General features: G+C 37.5%; 15 protein-coding genes, 3 pseudogenes and 1 riboswitch. Of the genes and pseudogenes, 4 read left to right on the top strand and 14 right to left on the bottom strand.

Annotated features, from left to right (window positions below; all coding sequences use genetic code 11):
* The first annotated feature begins 58 nt into the window (after positions 1-58).
* Positions 59-1,582, top strand: coding sequence for an L-lactate permease (locus tag ACFX4L_RS16990; protein ID WP_377405705.1), 1,524 nt, complete (start codon positions 59-61; stop codon positions 1,580-1,582).
* Between the two features lie 300 nt (positions 1,583-1,882).
* On the opposite strand, the pseudogene ACFX4L_RS16985 reads toward ACFX4L_RS16990, so the two are convergent.
* The 7 genes and pseudogenes from ACFX4L_RS16985 to ACFX4L_RS16955 all read right to left on the bottom strand — a co-directional run bounded on the left by ACFX4L_RS16985 (position 1,883) and on the right by ACFX4L_RS16955 (position 9,861).
* Positions 1,883-2,376, bottom strand: a pseudogene (locus ACFX4L_RS16985) (recombinase family protein).
* 119 nt (positions 2,377-2,495) lie between these two features.
* Positions 2,496-4,820, bottom strand: a complete 2,325-nt coding sequence (locus ACFX4L_RS16980; RefSeq protein WP_061463671.1) for a histidine kinase — start codon at positions 4,818-4,820, stop codon at positions 2,496-2,498.
* Between the two features lie 64 nt (positions 4,821-4,884).
* Positions 4,885-5,442, bottom strand: a complete 558-nt coding sequence (kdpC, locus tag ACFX4L_RS16975) for a potassium-transporting ATPase subunit KdpC (protein ID WP_061463672.1) — start codon at positions 5,440-5,442, stop codon at positions 4,885-4,887.
* A 24-nt stretch (positions 5,443-5,466) separates the two neighbouring features.
* Entirely contained in the window at positions 5,467-7,506 is a 2,040-nt protein-coding gene (kdpB, locus tag ACFX4L_RS16970) for a potassium-transporting ATPase subunit KdpB (RefSeq protein WP_377381997.1), read from the bottom strand.
* Between the two features lie 21 nt (positions 7,507-7,527).
* A complete protein-coding gene (gene kdpA / locus ACFX4L_RS16965) occupies positions 7,528-9,201 on the bottom strand; it encodes a potassium-transporting ATPase subunit KdpA (RefSeq protein ID WP_377382000.1) in 1,674 nt (557 codons plus the stop codon).
* 25 nt (positions 9,202-9,226) lie between these two features.
* Positions 9,227-9,301: a potassium-transporting ATPase subunit F gene (locus tag ACFX4L_RS16960; RefSeq protein ID WP_081109011.1), complete on the bottom strand. Its 75-nt coding sequence runs from the start codon at positions 9,299-9,301 to the stop codon at positions 9,227-9,229.
* A 191-nt stretch (positions 9,302-9,492) separates the two neighbouring features.
* The gene (locus ACFX4L_RS16955; RefSeq protein WP_377382003.1) at positions 9,493-9,861 is read right to left on the bottom strand and encodes a hypothetical protein; all 369 of its coding nucleotides are present in this window, start codon (positions 9,859-9,861) and stop codon (positions 9,493-9,495) included.
* Between the two features lie 391 nt (positions 9,862-10,252).
* Positions 10,253-10,394: riboswitch (cyclic di-AMP (ydaO/yuaA leader) on the bottom strand.
* A gap of 242 nt (positions 10,395-10,636) precedes the next feature.
* On the opposite strand from ACFX4L_RS16955, the gene ACFX4L_RS16950 reads away from it, so the two are divergent.
* The gene (locus ACFX4L_RS16950) at positions 10,637-10,993 is read left to right on the top strand and encodes a Na-translocating system protein MpsC family protein (protein WP_371748431.1); all 357 of its coding nucleotides are present in this window, start codon (positions 10,637-10,639) and stop codon (positions 10,991-10,993) included.
* A gap of 79 nt (positions 10,994-11,072) precedes the next feature.
* Here ACFX4L_RS16950 and ACFX4L_RS16945 read toward each other — a convergent pair.
* Positions 11,073-11,396: pseudogene (locus tag ACFX4L_RS16945) on the bottom strand (amino acid permease); the annotation flags it as partial.
* 190 nt (positions 11,397-11,586) lie between these two features.
* On the opposite strand from ACFX4L_RS16945, the gene ACFX4L_RS16940 reads away from it, so the two are divergent.
* The gene (locus ACFX4L_RS16940; protein WP_061463678.1) at positions 11,587-12,072 is read left to right on the top strand and encodes a peptidoglycan-binding domain-containing protein; all 486 of its coding nucleotides are present in this window, start codon (positions 11,587-11,589) and stop codon (positions 12,070-12,072) included.
* Positions 12,073-12,505: 433 nt separating this feature from the next.
* On the opposite strand, the gene ACFX4L_RS16935 is transcribed toward ACFX4L_RS16940, so the two are convergent.
* The 3 genes from ACFX4L_RS16935 to ACFX4L_RS16925 form a co-directional block, all read right to left on the bottom strand.
* Positions 12,506-13,090: an NAD(P)H-dependent oxidoreductase gene (locus ACFX4L_RS16935; RefSeq protein WP_377405703.1), complete on the bottom strand. Its 585-nt coding sequence runs from the start codon at positions 13,088-13,090 to the stop codon at positions 12,506-12,508.
* A gap of 521 nt (positions 13,091-13,611) precedes the next feature.
* Complete coding sequence (locus ACFX4L_RS16930) at positions 13,612-14,235, bottom strand: fumarylacetoacetate hydrolase family protein (RefSeq protein ID WP_284470415.1); 624 nt, start codon at positions 14,233-14,235, stop codon at positions 13,612-13,614.
* A 680-nt stretch (positions 14,236-14,915) separates the two neighbouring features.
* Positions 14,916-15,512, bottom strand: coding sequence for a TetR/AcrR family transcriptional regulator (locus tag ACFX4L_RS16925; RefSeq protein ID WP_284470413.1), 597 nt, complete (start codon positions 15,510-15,512; stop codon positions 14,916-14,918).
* A gap of 290 nt (positions 15,513-15,802) precedes the next feature.
* On the opposite strand from ACFX4L_RS16925, the gene ACFX4L_RS16920 reads away from it, so the two are divergent.
* A complete protein-coding gene (locus tag ACFX4L_RS16920; protein ID WP_284472039.1) occupies positions 15,803-17,236 on the top strand; it encodes a DHA2 family efflux MFS transporter permease subunit in 1,434 nt (477 codons plus the stop codon).
* A gap of 263 nt (positions 17,237-17,499) precedes the next feature.
* Here ACFX4L_RS16920 and ACFX4L_RS16915 read toward each other — a convergent pair.
* From ACFX4L_RS16915 to dcuS, 3 genes and pseudogenes are all read right to left on the bottom strand, one after another.
* A pseudogene (locus tag ACFX4L_RS16915) lies at positions 17,500-17,684 on the bottom strand (IS110 family transposase); the annotation flags it as partial.
* A 468-nt stretch (positions 17,685-18,152) separates the two neighbouring features.
* Positions 18,153-18,860, bottom strand: coding sequence for a response regulator (locus ACFX4L_RS16910; RefSeq protein WP_089363443.1), 708 nt, complete (start codon positions 18,858-18,860; stop codon positions 18,153-18,155).
* Entirely contained in the window at positions 18,857-20,458 is a 1,602-nt protein-coding gene (gene dcuS / locus ACFX4L_RS16905) for a DcuS/MalK family sensor histidine kinase (protein ID WP_377382010.1), read from the bottom strand. The genes ACFX4L_RS16910 and dcuS overlap by 4 nt, the downstream gene beginning before the upstream one ends.
* Positions 20,459-20,728: the final 270 nt, after the last annotated feature.

The raw sequence follows: 20,728 nt of genomic DNA, 5'->3' as shown, positions 1-20,728 counted from the left end.
AACGTTTACGCTATATATAGCGTAGACGTATTTTTTCAATTTCGAAAGGATGATCATTATGAATCTAATAATAGCCTTATTGCCTTTTATATCTATATTTGTACTTTTATTTGTTTTTAAACAAACATCACTCCGGTCTGGACTCTTATCTTACATTGTTACACTGCTTATTATTTTGGTATATCCTAGTTACCATATAACAGTAGAAAGTACTTTACATGCCTCCTTTAAAGGATTTTTAATTTCCTTTGTAGCAGCGTATGTTTTATTCTTTGGTATACTCTTTTTTCATCTAATTAATAATACTGGTGGAATTCGGGCGATTGCTTCATTTCTTTCAGAAGTAACAACTGATCAGATTTTGCAAGTCATTCTATTAGTTATAGGGCTTTCTCCACTTTTAGAATCAACGAGTGGCTTTGGAATAGCATTTATGATTGTAGCACCCATTTTAATTGCTTTAGGGTTTAGTCCTATGAAAGCAGCATCTATTGGACTTGTTAGTTTACTTGCAGTCCCCTGGGGAGCATTATCCACGGGAACAGTAATTGGGGCACAAATTGGGGGAATTCCCCTTCAGGAACTTGGTACAGGAACTGCAATTATAAGCATCCCTGTTTTTATTTATTTTTTATTAATTGCTGTTTATTTAGCTGGGGGTAAAGACGCAATAAAATATAGATGGAAGGAAATCTTTTTACTTTCAGTTATCTTTTCTATTTCAATATTTCTATTTAATGCTTTTGTTAGTGTTGAACTGGCCGGGGTACTCAGTTCATTGGTTACTAGTAGTATCGGGTTACTGGTTATAAAGATAAAAAACTCTTCATCATTAAAAATGATAAATGAAACCGTTATCGAAACCTCTGTATCTGAAAATAACGGTACAAATTTGAATATCATCAAGGTTATGAGTCCTTATTTAATACTTACCCTATTAATTTTCATTTCAAGACTTATCCCTTCAATAAAAAAATTTCTAGAATCACATTTTGTCATTGAATTACCTTCCTTTTCATTTTCATTAGCATTACTTTACTCACCAGGATTTTGGCTTTTTATTACATGTTTATATACCATATTCATTTTCAAAATCTCTAAAAGCATTATTTGGAGTTCGCTTAAAATTTCTATAAAACAATGGGTTCCCTTTGTAATTTCCACCACAGCATTTGTAGCAATTTCTCAACTAATGACTACAGCAAATATGACATTTGCGATTGCTAATGCTGCAGGTTTAATTTTCGGAAGTATGTTTATATTTGTCTCTCCTTTTATTGGAGGAATTGGAGGATTTCTTACGGGAAGTAATACAGGATCAAATGCTATGTTTACTCAACTACAAGTTGAAACTGCTAAGAAAACCGGATTGCCATTAAATTTAATTGCTAGTATTCAAAATACGAGCTCTTCTCATTCAACTATGGCCAGCCCCTCTAGAATTATGTTAGGTGCATCATTATGTGGAATTGAATCCGAAGAAAATCGTTTATTAAAAAAGATGTCCATAATAGTTCTTGGAGCAATATTATTAATAATCATTTTGACTGTTGGCTTTTTGGTTTTTGATTTTTGGTTTTAAATACAAGAGACCATTAAACATACTTATAAGTGGAACTTTAAGTTTATATTGATAAAAAAAGGTTACTATCATCTAAATAGGTCGACTTTATAGATAAAATCTCGCATAGTAAGCATAATCATTTGAAAACTTTAAAAAAGATATTGTTGATGAAAGGTTCTTTCAGCCATTTTAATAATAGGAAATGAGAGAATCTACCTAAAGTAGCCTGTGCTCCAGTTGAGCAAAGGCTTCTTTTTGACGAGTTTCTTCTATACATATAGAACTACATTAAAAGTCTCTTTCGTATTCTTTAACTAACTAATAAATAGTCGTCTTTTTAATGCCTAATTCCGCCATGGCGTTAACTGCTGAAATCTCACTTGCTTTCCAACGATCATACACTTCACTTCTTTAAACCCTTCCGTTACTTGGGCGTTCGGTCGGCCGAAGGGTACACCGTTTTGCAAAGCCACATTAATTCCTTCACGCTGCCGTTTTCGGCCCATTCCTCTTCTGCCATCCAGGAGAGGATTTGTAAAACAAGATCTGCGATGAAGGTCCCTAAACTATCCTTAAATTGAGTAGTGTCCAACAAAGGCATATCCATCACCACGATATCTGCTTGAATATTTTTTGTGATGTCATTCCATTCCTGGAGGATCTCTTCTTTATTTCTACCACCAGTGAATGAATGTAAAGGACATCACCTTTACGAATCAATCGTTTTAATAATTGATATTGAACTCGATTGAAATTTTTCCACTTTGTTTTTCTAAAAAGATAACCCGTTCATTGAGACCATTTTCCAACATAGCTTGACGTTGCCATCCTTCATTTTAACGAACGTTAAAATAAGAGGATTTTATTAAAAAAATAACCATTCGTAAAAGTGTACTTTTACGAACGGGTTTTTGATAGCTTTCTTGAACAATCAATCAGCTACCACTAGTACATCTAAATACCTCGTCTCGCGAAGAAGACGTTCAACAATGGAGCCTTCTTTTATTTCTTGCCACCTCGACCTAGCTGAATGACCTATAATTACTTGTGTTGCTTTTTTATTTTTTAATTGTCCCGTTATTTCTTTTACTACTAAACGCCGATGTGTGGCATGGTATATTTCAAATATCCCTCCTAATCGTTCCGTTAGAACCATGACTCTTTTCAATATGACTTCCTCTTCATTAGACAAGTTTTGATGGTCTTTTACATAAACAACAAACCATTGGGCCTTCAAACGATACGCTATTCGAAATCCCCTTCGTATTAAACGTTCTGAATCTTGACGTAAATTTACACAAACAAAAATGACTTCCTCTGTTCGCCAAGGTCCTCTTACGCCATTTTTCCGTTCATATGATTCCAACCGATCATCTACATCGTCTGCTAACTCACGTAATGCAAGCTCCCTGAGCGCAATTAGGTTTCCAGTTTTAAAGAAATTGCTTAACGACTGCTCTACTTTATCCATTGTATAAATGTTACCTTCTCGCATACGTTGTCTTAATGTCTTAGGCGAAATATCTATTAATTCCAGCTCGTCTGCTAAATGTAGGATCCGGTCCGGTACAGTTTCCCTTACTCGGACTCCAGAAATTTGTTCGACACTGTCATTTAAACTCTCTAAATGTTGAATATTCATAGTGGAAATAACAGAAATTCCTGCACTTAGTATCTCTTCTACATCCTCATACCGTTTAGCATTTTTACTACCCGGAATGTTCGTATGAGCTAACTCATCCACTAGTACTACTTCAGGATTACGCAGAATGATAGTATCAAGGTCCATTTCTTCCAAGGTTACATTTTTATATTGCACTTTTTTTCTAGGGATCATGTCTAAACACCCTATCTGATTCCCCGTATCCTTACGCCCGTGTGTTTCTAGTAAGCCAATGACTACGTCGATTCCATTTTTCCTTAATTGATTGGCTTCCCTTAACATAGTATATGTTTTTCCTACTCCAGGAGCAGCACCAATATATACTTTTAAGGTACCTCTTTTAACTTTTTGTATCTTCTCTTTTAATTCGGTTGAAGATAGCCTGCGATAGGGATTTTCTTTTTTCCTCTGTGTTTGAATAGCAGGTATGATCCGTTCTCCTTCCACTTCAGCTCGGTCTGCAACAACAAATACATCAATATTCTTTGTTATACGTAAAATCCGATTGACGATGGATCCATGAATAATCTCTTCCCAACGAGTTCTTTTAGACTGACCAAGTATAATTCGAGTGACATTATGCAATAAAGCATAGGCCACAATTTCTTCAGCAATGTTTTCCTTACTGATAGATATTTCTTCAAACGTCCCATCTAATTTTTTTATTAATTTCCCAATTGATCGTTTAAATGTGGCTTCTACTTTGGAAAGTGATTTTTGATTAGGGATAAAACAAGTAACTAATAAATCACTGCCTAATCGCTTGGCAATTTGATCTCCCCTTCGGATTAAAATGGAACCATTCCAATGATATTGAGCACATACTAAGATTCGCTCTGAAGCACCAGAGGGACCAGATAACCCTTTACGCTCTCGATATTCGTATAAATCATCCTCTACCTCCCCTGCCAGGAAGCGAAGGGATAATTCCCTAAGTACAGCTAAGTTATGTCTTTTAAAAAGGTGAGCATGTCCTTTTACTTGCTCATGTTTTTCATCTAAATCTCCTTCTTGTAGACGTTTTAGGATAGCTTCGGGGGTTACGTCCAATAATTTCACTTCATCAGCGTGAGAAAGCGTATCCTCTGGCACAGTATTACTCACATGAATTGGGAGTCCCGTGAGATGTTCTGCTACTTCTTTAACACCGGCAAGTTCATAAATATTTATGGTTGTAATGACACTGATTTTATTGTCAATTAACTCCTGTACATCTTCTAGTCTTGTAGCGTTTTTGGCAGAAGGTCTGTTTTTATGAGCAAGCAGGTCTACCAACACAACTTCAGGGTTTCTTGCGAATATTTCATCCAAGTCTAAATCATGCTTAGTCTCTCCTTTAACTTCCCATTCGATAGCTGGAATGATTTCAAGACCTCCCACTTGTTCCAAGGTTTTCGGACGATTAGATGCGCTAATAATACCGACAACGACATCAATACCTCGCTTTTTCAAATCGTTTCCTTCAAGAAGCATATGATAGGTTTTGCCTGAACCACTGACTGCGCCAAGTATAATTTTCAGCCGGCCCTTTTTTATTTTTAATATGGAATTCAATATCTCATCTGGGGTTTTTCTTCGGAATTGTTCTAACATAATACTGACCTCCTAAATCCAGTTCAAGGTTAAAAGGAGAGTGAAAAACTCTCCTTTTCAAAAGTTATTTTAGTTGGTCCAATGCTATGTTTAATTTTAATACATTCACTCGGGGGTCTCCAAAAACTCCTAATGACCGTCCTTCCGTATATTTATCAACAAGATTAAATATACTTTTTTCAGATACACCTCGCTCTTTAGCAATGCGTGATACCTGAATTTTCGCCCCTTGGGGTGAAATATTTGGATCAAGGCCCGAACTAGAGTTTGTCAGTAAATCAGCAGGTATCTCCTCTTGTTTGACAGTAGGGTTCTCTTTTAAAAATGTTGCCAAATCTTTTTTTGTGCGCTTGATCATGTCCTCATTGGATGGGGCATAATTGGGTGTACCTGAGCCTGCCGCATCATATTCTATAGAAGAAACACGACCATGAAAGTAACCTGGGTCCTTAAAAGATTGACCAATTAGTTCAGAACCTATGATTTTTCCTGATTCGTTTTTTATTAAACTGCCATCTGCTTTTGCAGGCATAATGACTTGAGCAACACCTGTCATTAGCAATGGATAGGCAATTCCACACATAACAAGTAGCACCAGAACTACGCGTATATTTTTCAACATGGATTCTCACCCTTACTTTTGATTTTAAGCTAAATGAAACATGACTAGGATTACATCGATAAGTTTGATTCCTATGAAAGGAACTATCACTCCACCTAATCCGTATATGAACAAATTCTTGGTTAATAATCTTGAAGCACTCATAGGAACGTATTTTACACCCTTCATTGCCAATGGTATGAGAAGGGGGATAATAACAGCGTTAAAAATTAAAGCTGATAAAATAGCACTTTGTGGTGTAGCCAGATTCATAATATTTAGAGCCTTCATCTGCGGAATGGCCAACATAAACATAGCTGGAATGATCGCAAAGTATTTAGCCACATCATTCGCAATACTGAAGGTTGTCAAGGCACCCCGTGTCATGAGTAACTGTTTCCCGATGGCCACTACCTCGATAATTTTTGTAGGGTCAGAATCCAAATCCACCATATTCGCGGCTTCCTTCGCTGCGACGGTTCCTGTATTCATCGCCAATCCAACATCAGCCTGGGCCAATGCAGGGGCATCATTCGTTCCATCTCCCGTCATGGCCACAAGTTTGCCTTGTGCTTGTTCCTGTTTAATGACAGAAATTTTATCTTCAGGCTTGGCTTCGGCAATAAAATCATCTACTCCGGCTTCTTTAGCAATGGTATTAGCAGTCAATGGGTTATCACCGGTACACATAACGGTTTTAATTCCCATTTTCCGCAATTCATCAAAGCGTTCCCTCATGCCTGGTTTTACTGTATCCTTCAAGTAAATGACACCCAGCACACGGTTTCCTTCTGCAACAACTAGTGGCGTACCACCCGCAGATGCGACTTCATTAGTAATGCTCTCTAAATCCCCAGGTACTTTTTCACCTTGTTGCTGTAAATATTGTCTTATTGAATCAGCAGCACCTTTTCTGATTTTTCTACCATCAGAAAAGTCTGTACCACTCATCCGAGTTTCAGCCGTGAACTCAATTCCTACTGTCCCGGTTTTATCTAATTCTTTATCAGATAAACCGGCTTTTTTAGCAAGTTCGATGACAGATCGGCCTTCAGGCGTTTCATCGTGTAATGATGAATGAACAGCCACTTTATTTAACTCAGCTTGGCTTATCCCCTTAACCGGTAAAAAAGCTGAAGCCATGCGGTTCCCATGGGTGATCGTTCCTGTTTTATCAAGGATTATGGTATTAATGTCACCAGCTGCTTCGACAGCTTTTCCCGACATGGCAATGACGTTAAATTGAGTAACCCTATCCATACCCGCTATCCCAATGGCAGACAATAGGCCCCCAATGGTTGTTGGTATCAAACAGACCAGTAATGCAACTAAGGTTGCTATGGGTAATGTGACTTTAATATAAGAAGCAATTGGTACTAGTGTAGTGCAAACAAGCAAAAAGATAAGGGTCAAACTAATAAGCAGGGTACTCAGTGCAATTTCGTTAGGTGTTTTTTGCCTTTTAGCTCCTTCTACGAGGTTAATCATTCGATCAAGAAAGGATTCACCTGGGTCTGAAGTAACGATAATTTTGATAAAGTCACTGATGACTTTCGTTCCTCCAGTTACAGAACAGAAGTCCCCACCAGATTCTTTGATTACAGGAGCTGATTCGCCAGTAATTGCGGACTCATCTACTGCGGCTACTCCTTCAATTACATTACCATCGGTTGGGATTAAATCATTGGTTTCCACCAAGACAATATCGCCTTTACGAAGTTCTGTGGCTTCCACAACCATTATAGAACCATCTTTTTGCCATAACTTTGCCTTGGTATCCTGTTTCGTCTTTTTCAGGCTTTCGGCTTGCGCTTTACCCCGCCCCTCTGCTAATGCTTCGGCAAAGCTAGCAAAGAGTATTGTAACAAGCAGTATTACGCTTACGGCTATGTTATAACCCCTATCCGATGTTCCTCCAAAAAAGTTTGGGAATATGGATAGTAAAAGAGTGATTACAAATCCTATTTCAACTACAAACATGACAGGATTTCGAGCCATTATTCTTGGATCTAATTTTTTAAAGGCATCTTTTATAGCTTGCCAGACAATTTCCTTATTGAGAGTCCCTTTACGCGTTGTACTCATTGAGAATACTCCTTTTCTTCATTATCTAATTGTGAGCCATTCTGCTACTGGTCCGAGTGCAATTACTGGGAAGAACGTCAAAGCGCCAATAACTAATACCGTTGCTAAGAGAATGACCAGGAAAGTGCTATTATCTGTCTTAAACGTTCCAATCGTCTCGGGAACTCGTTTCTTTGTAAGTAATGAACCTGCGACAGCGATTAGTGCAATCATAGAAAAGTAACGGCCAAACAGCATGACTAAGCCGGTGGATAGATTCCAAAATGGAGTGTTATCCCCTAAACCTTCAAATCCGGAGCCATTATTAGCTGCTGAAGAGGTAAACTCATAAACAACCTGCGAAATTCCATGAAAACCCGGATTAGAAATAGCCGAAGTGCCCATTTGTGTAGCTAAAGCAATGGCCGACGGAACTAAGATGATTAATGGATGTAAAAGGATGGCAATCGCTATTAGTTTCATTTCCCTACCTTCAATTTTCTTACCTAAAAACTCCGGCGTTCGTCCAACCATCAACCCGGCAATGAATACAGCCATTATTGCGTACATAAGAATATTGACCGTCCCTACTCCATCACCGCCAAACACACAGTTCAACATCATCTCTGCCAATGGCACTAATCCTCCAAGTGGAGTAAGCGTATCATGCATATTATTGACTGTACCTGTAGTAGCTGCTGTCGTAACGGCTGTAAAAAGGGCACTCTGTGCGATTCCAAACCGCACCTCCTTCCCTTCCATACTTCCATTCTCTTGAGAAATCCCTATTCTCTCTAATGCTGGATTTCCATTTTGTTCGCTGAAATACGTAACACCTAAGAACACAAGGAACATTAATCCCATTGCTAAAAAAAGAATCCAACCTAATTTCTTGTTTTTTGCCATATATCCAAACGTTAATGGAAGGGCAACAGGTATCAGAAACATTGATAAAATCTCTAATATATTGGTGAAACCATTAGGATTCTCAAAGGGATGTGCCGAGTTGACACCAAAAAATCCACCGCCATTTGTCCCTAAATGTTTAATAGACTCTAACGCAGCTACTGGCCCACGTGCAATATTCTGCTTCGCACCTTCCAATGTAGTTGCAATGGCCGTAGGATCAAGGGTTTGCGGAACCCCTTGAGATACTAGGACAAGACCGATTAAGATAGATAACGGCAGTAGTACCCGGGTGATGGAACGAATTAAATCCACATAAAAATTCCCCATACTGAACTGCCCGGTCAGGCCTCTGAAAAAAGCCATACATAACGAAAGACCGGTAGCTGGTGTCGTGAACATCAAAAATATGATGACGACCATTTGCGATAAATAAGAAAGTCCCGATTCCCCGCTGTAGTGCTGTAAATTGGTATTGGTAAGGAAGCTTACAGCAGTATTGAATGCCAATAATGGATCCATGTTGTCTATCTTACTTGGGTTACCCGGTAAAATTCCTTGAAATCGAATGATCATGTACGAAATAATAAACATGACTAAATTACTCAATAGTAGTGCCTTTACATATTGCTTCCAGTTCATATCACCGGTATTAATACCAGATAATTTATAAATGCCCCTTTCTAACCATCCAAACATCCGATCTTGTTTTGTTGTTTCAAGGGAATAAACATTAGCTAAATATTTCGCCAGTGGTATTGCCAGGATAATGACGAGTGCCAATACCAGACCGATTTGTAAAAAATCCATTTGCATTTCCTCCGTTTTGTAGCTATTAATATTTTTCCGGGTAAATTAAAGCATGAATTAAATACAACGAAAGTGCTCCAACAATAAATAATAAAAACATCGTTTCTACTCTCCTTTTTCTTCTATAACTTTGTTACAAAAATGGATAAATCCAAAAAATGTTAAGAATGAAAAAGCTGTAAGTGAAACTGATATAAGATCCATTGACGTCTCTCCTTCCAAACTATAAAAATTTCAAACTAAAATGTACTCACCCCCTTTGAGTTTCTTAAAGAAACTAGGTTCCACTTGTTAGCAGCCAGTTATAGCTGTAACATTCTGGTTTACTGAAGATGACAAAATCAGCTCCCATTTTTTATATAGACTAGAATATTGATGATCATGAGTGACAACAAAAAACCTATAAGATTTGAACTCTGAAAATATTTTCACAAGATTAATTCCATCAAACAGAGAATTAGGGAATAGATAAACACAGTTATCCTGCTCTGATTTATGAACCATTTTTCCATCACATTCCTTCAGGTTTCTTGTAGGCTTAAACCATTCTTCATCATAGTCTACAGTTTCTACATTACTTGTATCCGTGTGGGTGGCCCCTATACTTTCCTTTACAGATATAAATAATTTTCCTTTTCCAACAAGCAGCACTTTTCCCATACAATCCACCCCATTAGTACTTTCTCTTATTAATTTTCAATCTGCATTCTTTCTGGGGAAGAGAAGCCTGCCAGTTGATAACATAAAAAAATAGACCAATGCTTACTCTTTCCCCATGTATGCAGCCATGCAGTAGCTATCCATATCCCCGCGTTAATAAATACGATTCACGCATCGGTTATTGGATTAATTGCAAAGCAAACATATAAAATTGGAGAAAAAGTACTCATTGGTCTACTTATCACCCAGCAAGCTTTACAGCTCTCTGTGCGATCTGTCTTCCAAGACACCTTTTCGTTTATAGGCATAATAAAAAGACCTACGGAAATGACAGGTTGCTATCTTGCTACAAACATAACAAAAAAAGCCTCCTGAATTAAGGTGGTCTTATGACCTCCTTCGCTTTAGCCGACGAAGTTAGCTGACGGGTAGGATGGCGAAAGAGTATCTCATCCCTTCTGCAAATGCAGAATTAACCCCAAAAATAGTGGGTCCTCCGTTCTCAATTTCTTGAGATTTGGCCGATATCAAATTGTTATTTATGTGGATTATTCTACGCTCATCATTAAATGTTTGTAAACCTCATAAAATCACGATATTAATTCAAAATCGACCAAATAAAGTCATTTTAGTCCGAATAAGTCATCAAAAGCTAACTTTACTTAATAATTCTAGTGATTACATTTTTTTATAGGTTTGTAAACTTACATTGACAATAACTAAGGTTGGGCATTATGATAAATCCCATAAATTCCCGAGATAAAATGGAGGCATTATGTTAAATCCAAAAAAGAAACTTGAAGCAGAAATAAGTGCAGCATTTATTAAGTTCCAGCGTGATCTGATAGGCAGAGGACCACAGGAAGCAAAAACATATATAATTAATGACATGTTGATTACTCGTTTTAAAGGGGTCCTGACTGTGGAAGAAAAGCATCTTGTCAGTCACAATTCCGGCAAAAAACTTGTAAAAAAAATGCGCTCGCTTCTTCGTGAAATGTACACTAAGGATTACGAAAAAATAGTTGAAGATCATACTGGATGTAAAGTTCTTTCTTCCCATAGTGATATTAGCACTAAAACAGGTGAAAGAATTGAAGTTTTTATACTGGATAAAGATTTAGAGAGGTAATTAGAAACCATCAAATAATACTGTTTAAGTTACATGAATTATCATTTTTATAAAATTTATATATATATTTTAGGTTAGAAGGCTCGCATGTTGTAAGTCGCAACAGATCGCCAACAGCTTCATAGTGCTTTCTAATTCGATGAAAGGTTAAAATAATGATAGGTAGAAATACCAATACCTACAAAACCTGTGGAATTTAGTAAAAAAAGAACATCATTGTGATGATAAAGTTAATTAACCCGCCAATTGAATTAATAATTAGTTTTGGAATCCAACCTTTAGGTTTTTCTCTAACCCATTTAAGCATCATTCCTGTTTGGGATAAGGGAAAAGGGATAAATACTCCAACAGCGTAAAAAGGTATCAGATGATCTGTTTCTCCTTTGAACACAATGATTAAGAGCTAGCATCTTCTTTTAAAGCTTTAAGGATTTTCTCTATTGTTCGTACAACTTATCCAATTTTGTGGTCCTACTGGTGACTATGTTTGTTTAGCAGTTTCAAAATAAACAGGACATTTGTCGGAAGGGGAATATAAAATCTGAGGGGAACTAGTAAGGTGTATTGAAAATAAAAAAGAGGGAGATGGCGCTTTGAAGAAATTACTTACCTGTTTGATAGTATTAGCAATAGTCCTGGGGATATCTTTTTCCACTGCTTCAGCATCTGCCGGAGGATTTCACCACCCGCAAAGCTGGGATAAAAACTCGATTTTGCGGAAGGACACTCATGGGGTGGAAGTCAAAAATATGCAGTATATCCTCAATGTCATGGGTTTTTATACTGATTCAGCAGTGGTTGACGTTGATGGGATTTTTGGGCCGAAAACCGAAGCGGGTGTAAAGAAATATCAAAAAGAAAACCATCTGATAGTGGATGGTGTGGTTGGCCCCAAGACGTGGACCAGTTTCTCGCAATATATTAAAAAGAATGGCGAGAACACCTATGGAGCAGGCGGGTACATGGGTCTCAGAATCAAATGGAAGTACGACGATTCTTCTTATACATCAGGCTCAAAAGCCTATATTTACGGTAATGGAGATACATTAAGTGACCAATATCGCCTGTATGCGAATTAAAAACTCAGGTAGGAGGCCCTTATTAGTTAAATGAGGCTAAAAGATAGGTCCTCCGCTTCTAAGCGATGTCAATGAAGGAGAGAGGGATAATTCTTTTAAAATTCTCCTTTCTATTAGTTTCAGGTTAATTGTAAAAAGCCGATGATTCCTACGAAAGAATCATCGGCTCTATTCATTCAGAACTATGCGCTTTCCTCCAACCTAATTTGAAGGAAATAAGATTAACCTTTACTTAAGACAAGAGATCATAAGGTTAATGAAGCAATTTTTCACAAAAGGGAAGCCCCTTCTTCTCATTCTGAAGAGGGGGCTTCCCTTTTGTTGTAAAGAAAGAAAGCTGCCTCTGCAATTTCTTTTAATAAAGCACCTGTGGTTCAAAACCTTTCAAGACTCCCCAGTAGTGAGCAGGCTTTTTTTCAACATTTGTATATGATCATGAGAAATGGGAATTAATTGTATCTTCAACTTTCTTTAACATACCTTTATATGAGTCTTCATCAAGGTAACCAATACTTCCGAATAGTAAATGTTCCACAGGTTCTATTCCAGTGAAATCGAATATCCCAATGTCGGAGGTAACTTTCAAGCCTGCTGTCATACCCACCTTATCGTAAACCTCGTTAGGCGCTCCATGTGTATTGATAATAAAACCCTTTTTACCTTTTAATAACTTAATTACACCTTCTTCTCCAGCAGAATAAGCAAACCCAAATGCAAATACTCGGTCTACATACCCTTTAAGAATTGCTGGAAGACCAGTCCACCATATAGGGTAAATAAATGTTATAACATCTGCATCCGTAATAAATTCTTGTTCCGTTTTAATATCATTTGGAGTATTTCCTGCTTTCATAGCTGCTGTATCTTCTGGTGTCAGTACAGGTTGAAAATCAAGTGCATATAAATCACGGACAACAACTTCGTGACCATTTTTCTTTAATGCATGAACTGCTGTTTCCAAAATAGAGTGATTTAAGCTTTCAGGGTTTGGATGTGCATTAACAACTAGGTGCTTCATTTTAAATATCCTCCAAGTATTCAATAATTTTCATTAGATTATTAAACTTTACCTAATATTATAGTGTTAGACATTTTTTTAAAAGTAGTCATTTTCTTATAACATAGTCACAAAAATAGTACCATTGAGAATGATATGCATTAATTATGGTTTTTATTATCAATCCAAACAAAGGAAATTGAGTTCGTGGAATATAAAAGGCCTGGGAGCCTTTATGAAAAAAAGAGGATTTATGGACTATTCAGAAGAAACTGTTTCAGATATTTTTGTATACAGGAAACATAATTACAACAGACCAATGACGTTAGAACTAGAATACCATCACGTGAATTATATTCCTCACTACTATATTAGACTTATTATCAACAAAGCCAATGGTTTTCTACATCATTTGCTCCCTTATTTAATTTTCCGAGTACTGATATTACCTCTTTATTAGCTACTCTATCCTGCCATTTAGTTGCAATGACATCTGGGGACTTAATAAAAAAACAGTCAAAAATGACTGCTCTTCTTTATGGTTATAGTGTGACTGAACAGGATCCAATTTCATTTCCACCCCAGTTTAGTGAAAGCTTGTCTTGATCTGAAAGAGGACCGACGCCACTTGGAGTTCCGGTAAAAATAATATCTCCTTTTCCAAGCCCAAAATGCTCTGCTGTAAACTCGATTATCGTTTGCAAATCAAAAAGTAAGTCTTTAATATTTCCGACTTGTACACGCTCTCCATTTTTTAAAAGAGAAAAATCTAATTGTTCACATGCTTCGACACCCTGAAATGGAATAAAATCACTAACAACCGCTGAATTTTTAAATCCTTTAGCCAAAAGCCAAGGATGCTGTTTTTGCTTTAACTGTGCTTGAACATCTCTAAGTGTTAAATCCAACCCAATGGCCATAGCATCAACTATTTCATCTACTTTCATTCCTGTTTGGAACTGCTTTGCGATATGTATGACAAGTTCTGTTTCATAGTGAATGGAACCCTGATTACTTGGCAACGTAATTAACTGGCCATTTGCTTCTGCAAGTGAATGAGTTGGTTTTGAAAATAAAAAAGGGGAAGTTGGGATTTCATTATTTAATTCTTTTGCATGTAAAGCGTAGTTTCGACCTACACAATAGATATTTTTAATGTCTTTCATTACTAAACTCACTCTTTTCTTTAAATGTAATTTCATGCTAAAAAATGTAATGATTCGATAGTAACAGGAACATACTCTAATAATCTTAAATATATTTTATATTTTTCTGACTTTTTATACAACCGTCCTAACTATTAAAGAAGACCAAATTGAATAACATAATTCGTTTTATCAAGTATGTTCGACGATGTTAGGATTTATATTTTTTCAAGAAGTAAAGGCCATGGCTTCTGAGTAGAAGCCATGCATATATATAAAATGAAGCAGACTCCCCATAGGGGGAAGCCTGCTCAAAGTCTTAAGAGCTTGTTATTCCTCTTGTTCAACATGTAGCCAATGCATTCCCTGCCACATTGTTGCAGTTCGAGTCAGATGATATGGATCCTGCTCCAGGTATTTTCTCTTCCTGTCATATATTTATCTAAAATCCAGCCGTTCACATTAAACATAAGAAAGGAAGCGAGATATGGAATGGACATCAAGGCACTTACTGACAACAAGTCTAACCCTTTACTTACCAAATAAGAAGGCATCCAGGAAATCATAACCCAACTCACGATATTGGAAAAAATTCAGTAAAGAAGATCTTCCAAAAATTATTTGTTTTACATACCTTGTTTCGTTAAAAAGAACGACTTTTCTTATCGCCCACAAATACCAGGAATTCTAATTATAACGAATTAAGAATTTTTATCTTGAAAATGGTAGAGCAAGAAGTGCTGTTTTGCGAGAAAATGCGGTGTATACGGCATGTCGTTTCGCAGCCAAGAAACTATAGTGCCTATCAATGCTGAAGATCCGTGCCAAATAGCTATATCCTTTTGAATTCCTGCTTTATAAAAGAAAGAATCATTTCCCAAAACCTCTAACCTTGCAGTTATTATTTCAGTTAGCATATTTAACAAGCGTTCAGTAAAGATAGGTACCCTCTTCGAACCTAATATCACTTTATAAAATTTAGCATGTTTAGCAATATGATCAAGCATCCGCACCAGCATTACAAAATCCGTATCGTCGGCAGCACCCTCGTTCACAGGCTGACTGTTCACAGCGGGCTGAATATCTTCAATCATATCATCAGCCATTTTTTCTAACATATCGGGTATATCCCGATAATGGAGGTAAAACGTAACACGGCTAATTGTAGCGCGCTCCGCTATGCGGCTAACAGACATTCTCTCAATATCCATTTCCTGCAGCAAATCAATAAAAGCCTCTTTTATTAAAAGCCGCGTACGAAGAATTCGGGGATCTGTATGACCCTTGTAATTATCCATCATTTTACTTTTCCTTTCTCTTGGTATTAAAATATACAATTTCTTTAGGTAATGTACTATATTCCCCAAATAAACAACACAATTAGGTTTAGTGTAAACTAATTTACATTTTGCATTTTATTGTAAATTGTAAGAACGGGAATTCCTAACTATAATCTGTTTTATGCAGTGTTAATTATCTTACACATTGTAAAATAAATCTAGTGAGAAATAGAAAGGAAGTTTGTAGGTTGAGTAAAGGTATCAATACAACTAGTAGGTCGATTAAAAAAGGACCTATCTTGTTCATTATGATTTTGGGGGCTTTTCTAGCCACGCTAAATCAGACAATCATGAGCGTTGCAACCCCAGAACTAATGGTTGATTTTAATATTTCGGCGGCAACTGCACAATGGCTGACAACTGGCTATTTGCTAGTGAATGGTATTCTAATTCCAATCACAGCGTATTTCATGCGAAGGTTCACCACCCGCCAGCTTTTTCTAGCTTCGATGCTAATCTTTCTTGCAGGTACGATAGTATCTGCTGTAGCAACAACCTTTCCGGTTCTTTTGACTGGGCGCATGATTCAGGCAGCGGGAGCTGGCATTATTATGCCACTACTTACGAATGTCATTTTCACAATCTATCCTCCCAATAAAAGAGGTGCAGCCATGGGAATGGTAGGCTTTGCAATCATTTTTGCGCCTGCCATCGGTCCTACTCTAGCAGGATATATCCTGGAAAACTATGAATGGGAATTAATGTTCTACGGCATGATTCCGTTTACCCTTTTGGTGATTATCTTCGGCTTCATTTACCTGAAGAACGTCTCGGAACAAGTTATCACCAAGATGGACATTATAAGTGTAATCCTTTCTACTATAGGGTTTGGCACTCTGTTATATGGCTTCAGCCGAGCCGGCAGTGAAGGCTGGTCCAGCAGTGAAGTGCTTGTATCTATTGCCGTAGGAGTCTCAGCACTTGGACTTTTTACCCGGAGGCAGTTAACTTCTCAGAATCCCCTGTTGGATCTGCGGGCCTTCAAGTACAATATGTTCTCCCTTACAACCATTATCAACATTGCGGTTACCATGGTTATGTATGCAGATATGATGTTGCTTCCACTGTACTTGCAAAGTGCACGCGGCTATACAGCTTTAGAATCCGGATTGTTACTTCTCCCCGGTGCGCTTGTGATGGGCTTCTTAATGCCAATTACAGGTAGGCTGTTTGATCGATATGGTGCAAAATGGCTGTCCATAATTGGGTTAATAATTACGATTATTACAACTATCGGCTTTATTGATTTGACAGATTCAACTAGCTATACCTATTTAGTTCTCATGTCTACGGGCCGTCGAATTGGAATGGCGCTGATGCTTATGCCTATTCAAACAGCAGGTTTAAATCAATTGCCTTCAAGCTTGACTGCTCATGGCACAGCAATTTCCAATACCATTAGGCAAGTAGCAGGCGCAGTTGGTACTTCCCTTCTTGTAACAGTAATGACGAACCGCACCGAAACACATTTTAAGGAAATGATGTCCACTGGCGGAAATATGGCAAGTCAAAAACATATGATAACAGAAGCCACCATTCAGGGCATTAATGATGCTTATGTTGTAATTATCGGAATTGGACTAATTGGATTAATTCTTTCGTTTTTTATAAAACGTGTGGGGCAAGTCTCTGAGGAAGATTCTGGTGCTAAAATACAAAAAGTTATGATCAAAGAGACTTAAGAAATCATAATGTCAATCACTGAATGAAAAATAAAGAATTCCGAACAATTTATTAGTGATCATGCTTGTAGTGAATCTGTTCTAAATATTCATTGGTAGTATGGGATTAGCTATGTGATTTAATCACCTAGAACTGAGCAGACACCATGTCTATAGTTGTTTCCATGTATTGAATATAAAAGTTGATTTGCTATAAGCATGATTATTTATAAAGTATGTATCAATTTTGAAGGAGGAATAGTATGGATAAAGAAGTACTTTTATATCAATAAAGAAGCCCTTGAATATAGATCGCAAAAACTTTCCGATATTCAGGAAACACTTGATCTAAAGTGGGATGAAACGGAAGTTTAGCTTCCACATACATATTTATTACGATTTCCTGTTGTCTTGTCAAATTCCGAAGGTCTAAAAACTGATTTCCTCTAATCTTATGAGGTTCTAAATCCACATCCAGACCAACTACCTGAATTCATTATTTTTTCTCCGCTACTAATTAACCAGCAGCCCAAGTACTCCATGTAGTGTCATAGCTTCGCTTGTTATGGCCGATCTTATAATACGAACGTACCTGTTAGGGGAACATAGACGCATATATCATAAACTAATATTTAACAAGGCTACCCCGAATACATCTATCTCACAAAAGAATAAAGTCAATATTAACAGTTTCAAAACCATCTGCTCGAAGTCGTGAGTTAATCTGTCCTCGATGATACTGACCTTGCAATGCTACGACAGAGCCTAATTTGATATTTGCACCTTCAAGCACCTTTTGGATTCGGTTATTCTGTCATTCACGGTCCACCGATTCTTAACCCCTGATTCCCGTATATTAAATGAGTCCATTTGGTACCCTACTATATCAAAATATCCGAATGTTAACTAAAAAAAGTAAGCGGACAATATTGACCGCTTAAAGGAATTTTTTAATTATATTTTCTTTTGCTTCATTATACTTATATTGGTAAATCGGTCTCCCTATGGTTCCATAATGAACTTGAACATAAAGAGCATCCATGTCACTCAAAAATTTTAAATACTTTCTTACCGATACCCTTGAGATGCCGACACGGCCTGCGATCTCTTCAGTTGAAAACGGAGACCCACCCATGCTTTGTGCTGTTTCCCATATTATTTGTAACGTACCTTGTGTCAATCCTTTCGGCAGTTCTTCTGCCATTACTCTAGGATTCTTGTGAAGGATTTGCCGATCTAACTCCTTTTGACTTAATACATGCTGATTTTTCATAAACATGAATTTCTCTCGATAGGCTGATAAAGCTTCATTAAATCGGTCAAATTCAAAGGGCTTAATTAAGTAATCAACTGCTCCGTACCGCAGTGCTGTTTGAATCCTATTCATATCCGAAGCAGCTGTAATAAAAATTACATCTGCTTTCATCCCTGTTTCCCTTATAAGCAACAACAAATCCAATCCATTCATCCCAGGTATAAAAATATCTAGTAAAATTAAATCGATTGTCTGTTTCTCCAATAGGTTTAAAGCTTCATTTACAGAAGAAACAACAGACACTAGCTGAAATCCTTCTACTTGCTCCAGATAGCGTTTGTTAAACTCCGCTACCATCGGATCGTCCTCTACGATGAGCACACGTATCATTCTGTATCACCCTTGCAATCATATGGTATATAAACAACAAATCTCGTTCCTTGAGATGGCTTAGAGGAGATTTCTAAATCTCCACCAAGCCTTTCCAGGCTTTGACTGACTAAAAAAAGTCCTAATCCCCTTTCTTTTCCCTTAGTAGAAAATCCTCTATCGAACATATAATCTTGCGTTCCCTTTTCCATCCCGACTCCGGTGTCCTTTACTTCGATTGTTAAAATATCATCTCCGTAATCAAAATGCACTTCTATTTGCTTACGCGGACAGCTTGTTAGTGATTCTAGAGCATTGTCGATTAAATTCCCCAATATTGTAATTAGCTCGTGGGACATATAAGAATTAAGCGGCTCAGGCACTTGACGTTCACTCGTTATATTTAACTCCGCATCGGCTTCACGAGCATGACTTAATTTTCCTATCAGAAATCCTGCCAGGACAGGATCTTTTATATTTCTGGTTATAGCATCAATTTCATTGTTTCGATGATTTACCAATTCCTTTATATAATTTAACAGTTGATCATGATAACCCATATGTGACATTCCTAAAATTACATGCAGCTTATTCATAAACTCATGAGATTGAGCACGGAGCGCCTCTGCATACGAACGTACCCCAGTCAATTGTTCAGCCAGTTGTTGAATTTCTGTTTTATCACGGAATGTCGAAACTGCTCCCACTATCTTGTCATTTAAAAAGATCGGCACACGGTTTACCACCAAAGTGATACCGTTTAAAACCATCTCTTCGTCTAACTCGGTTTTCCCGGTCTCCAATATCCAGCACAGTCTTGAGTTCGACAAGTATTCTTCCAGTTTCATTCCCAACGGGTCTTGAGTTAACCCTGCCTTATTGAATAAACGTAAAGCCGTTTTGTTTACCAGTGTAATCCGGGACTCCTGGTCAACGGCTATAATTCCCTCCCTTACTGATTGCAAGATAGCATCTCGCTCTTGAAATAACTTAGCTATAGCAAAGGGCTCCAGACCAAAAAGAATTCTCCTGACATACCTTGCCAATAGTATAGCACCTAAAATACCCGCTGCTATTCCAAATAAGGTTCCCGTATAGGTATTTTTTCGACCTTGACTTACTGCTTTTTGAACGTCATTTAAGGAAATACCTACCGCTACAACACCTAGCTGCTTACCCTTACGGTCGAAAATTGGTGTAAAGGAACGAAGGGATGTCCCTAAAGTGCCCTTTGATACAGAAATATGTTCTTTTCCATGTAAGGCAATCGTCTCATCCCCGCCGACGAATTGCTTTCCTATCTTGGCAGGATCGGGATGCGACTTACGGATTTTATTCATATCCATCACCACAACAAATTGTACATTAGTAAGACGGCGGGTTTCCTCTGCAAACTCTTGAATAGAACTTTCCTTTTCTTGCTTACCCAAAGTTTCCGTTACAAGTTGTGAATGTGCTACCATACGCGCCACATTGGTTGCTTTTTCTTCCTGATCCTTTTCTATGCTCGCCGCTATTGTTCTACTGATTAATAAATCAGTCACGAGCAATGAAAGAGCTACTACACTACAAACCAATATCGTTATTGTCGCTTGTAGGGTCCACTTTCTTCCTTTCATAATTTCTCTCCCCACTCTCTTGGAACCCATGACACTGTATCCCTTGCAAGCTGTCATTTACCAGCATTTTCATAATCCTGAATATTTTTTTGTTAGCCATACCTAATTGGCCTATAGCTTCAATCATATTAGTATACCCACCAGCAAAATAATACAAAAGTGGTAAAACCTAAAGATTTATAAGTCTTATAACTAGGCTGTTTTCACATACTTTGTTGCTATTTACCAGGTAGTGAGTTGTGGTTGATTTCCCCTCCAGATGCTCGCTTT

The organism is Peribacillus sp. YIM B13482 (assembly GCF_042787975.1).
GTDB classification, from domain to species: domain Bacteria; phylum Bacillota; class Bacilli; order Bacillales; family DSM-1321; genus Peribacillus; species Peribacillus simplex_A.
The sequence above is the reverse complement of the archived record's forward strand: the minus strand, read 5'-3'. Positions and strand labels throughout refer to the sequence as shown.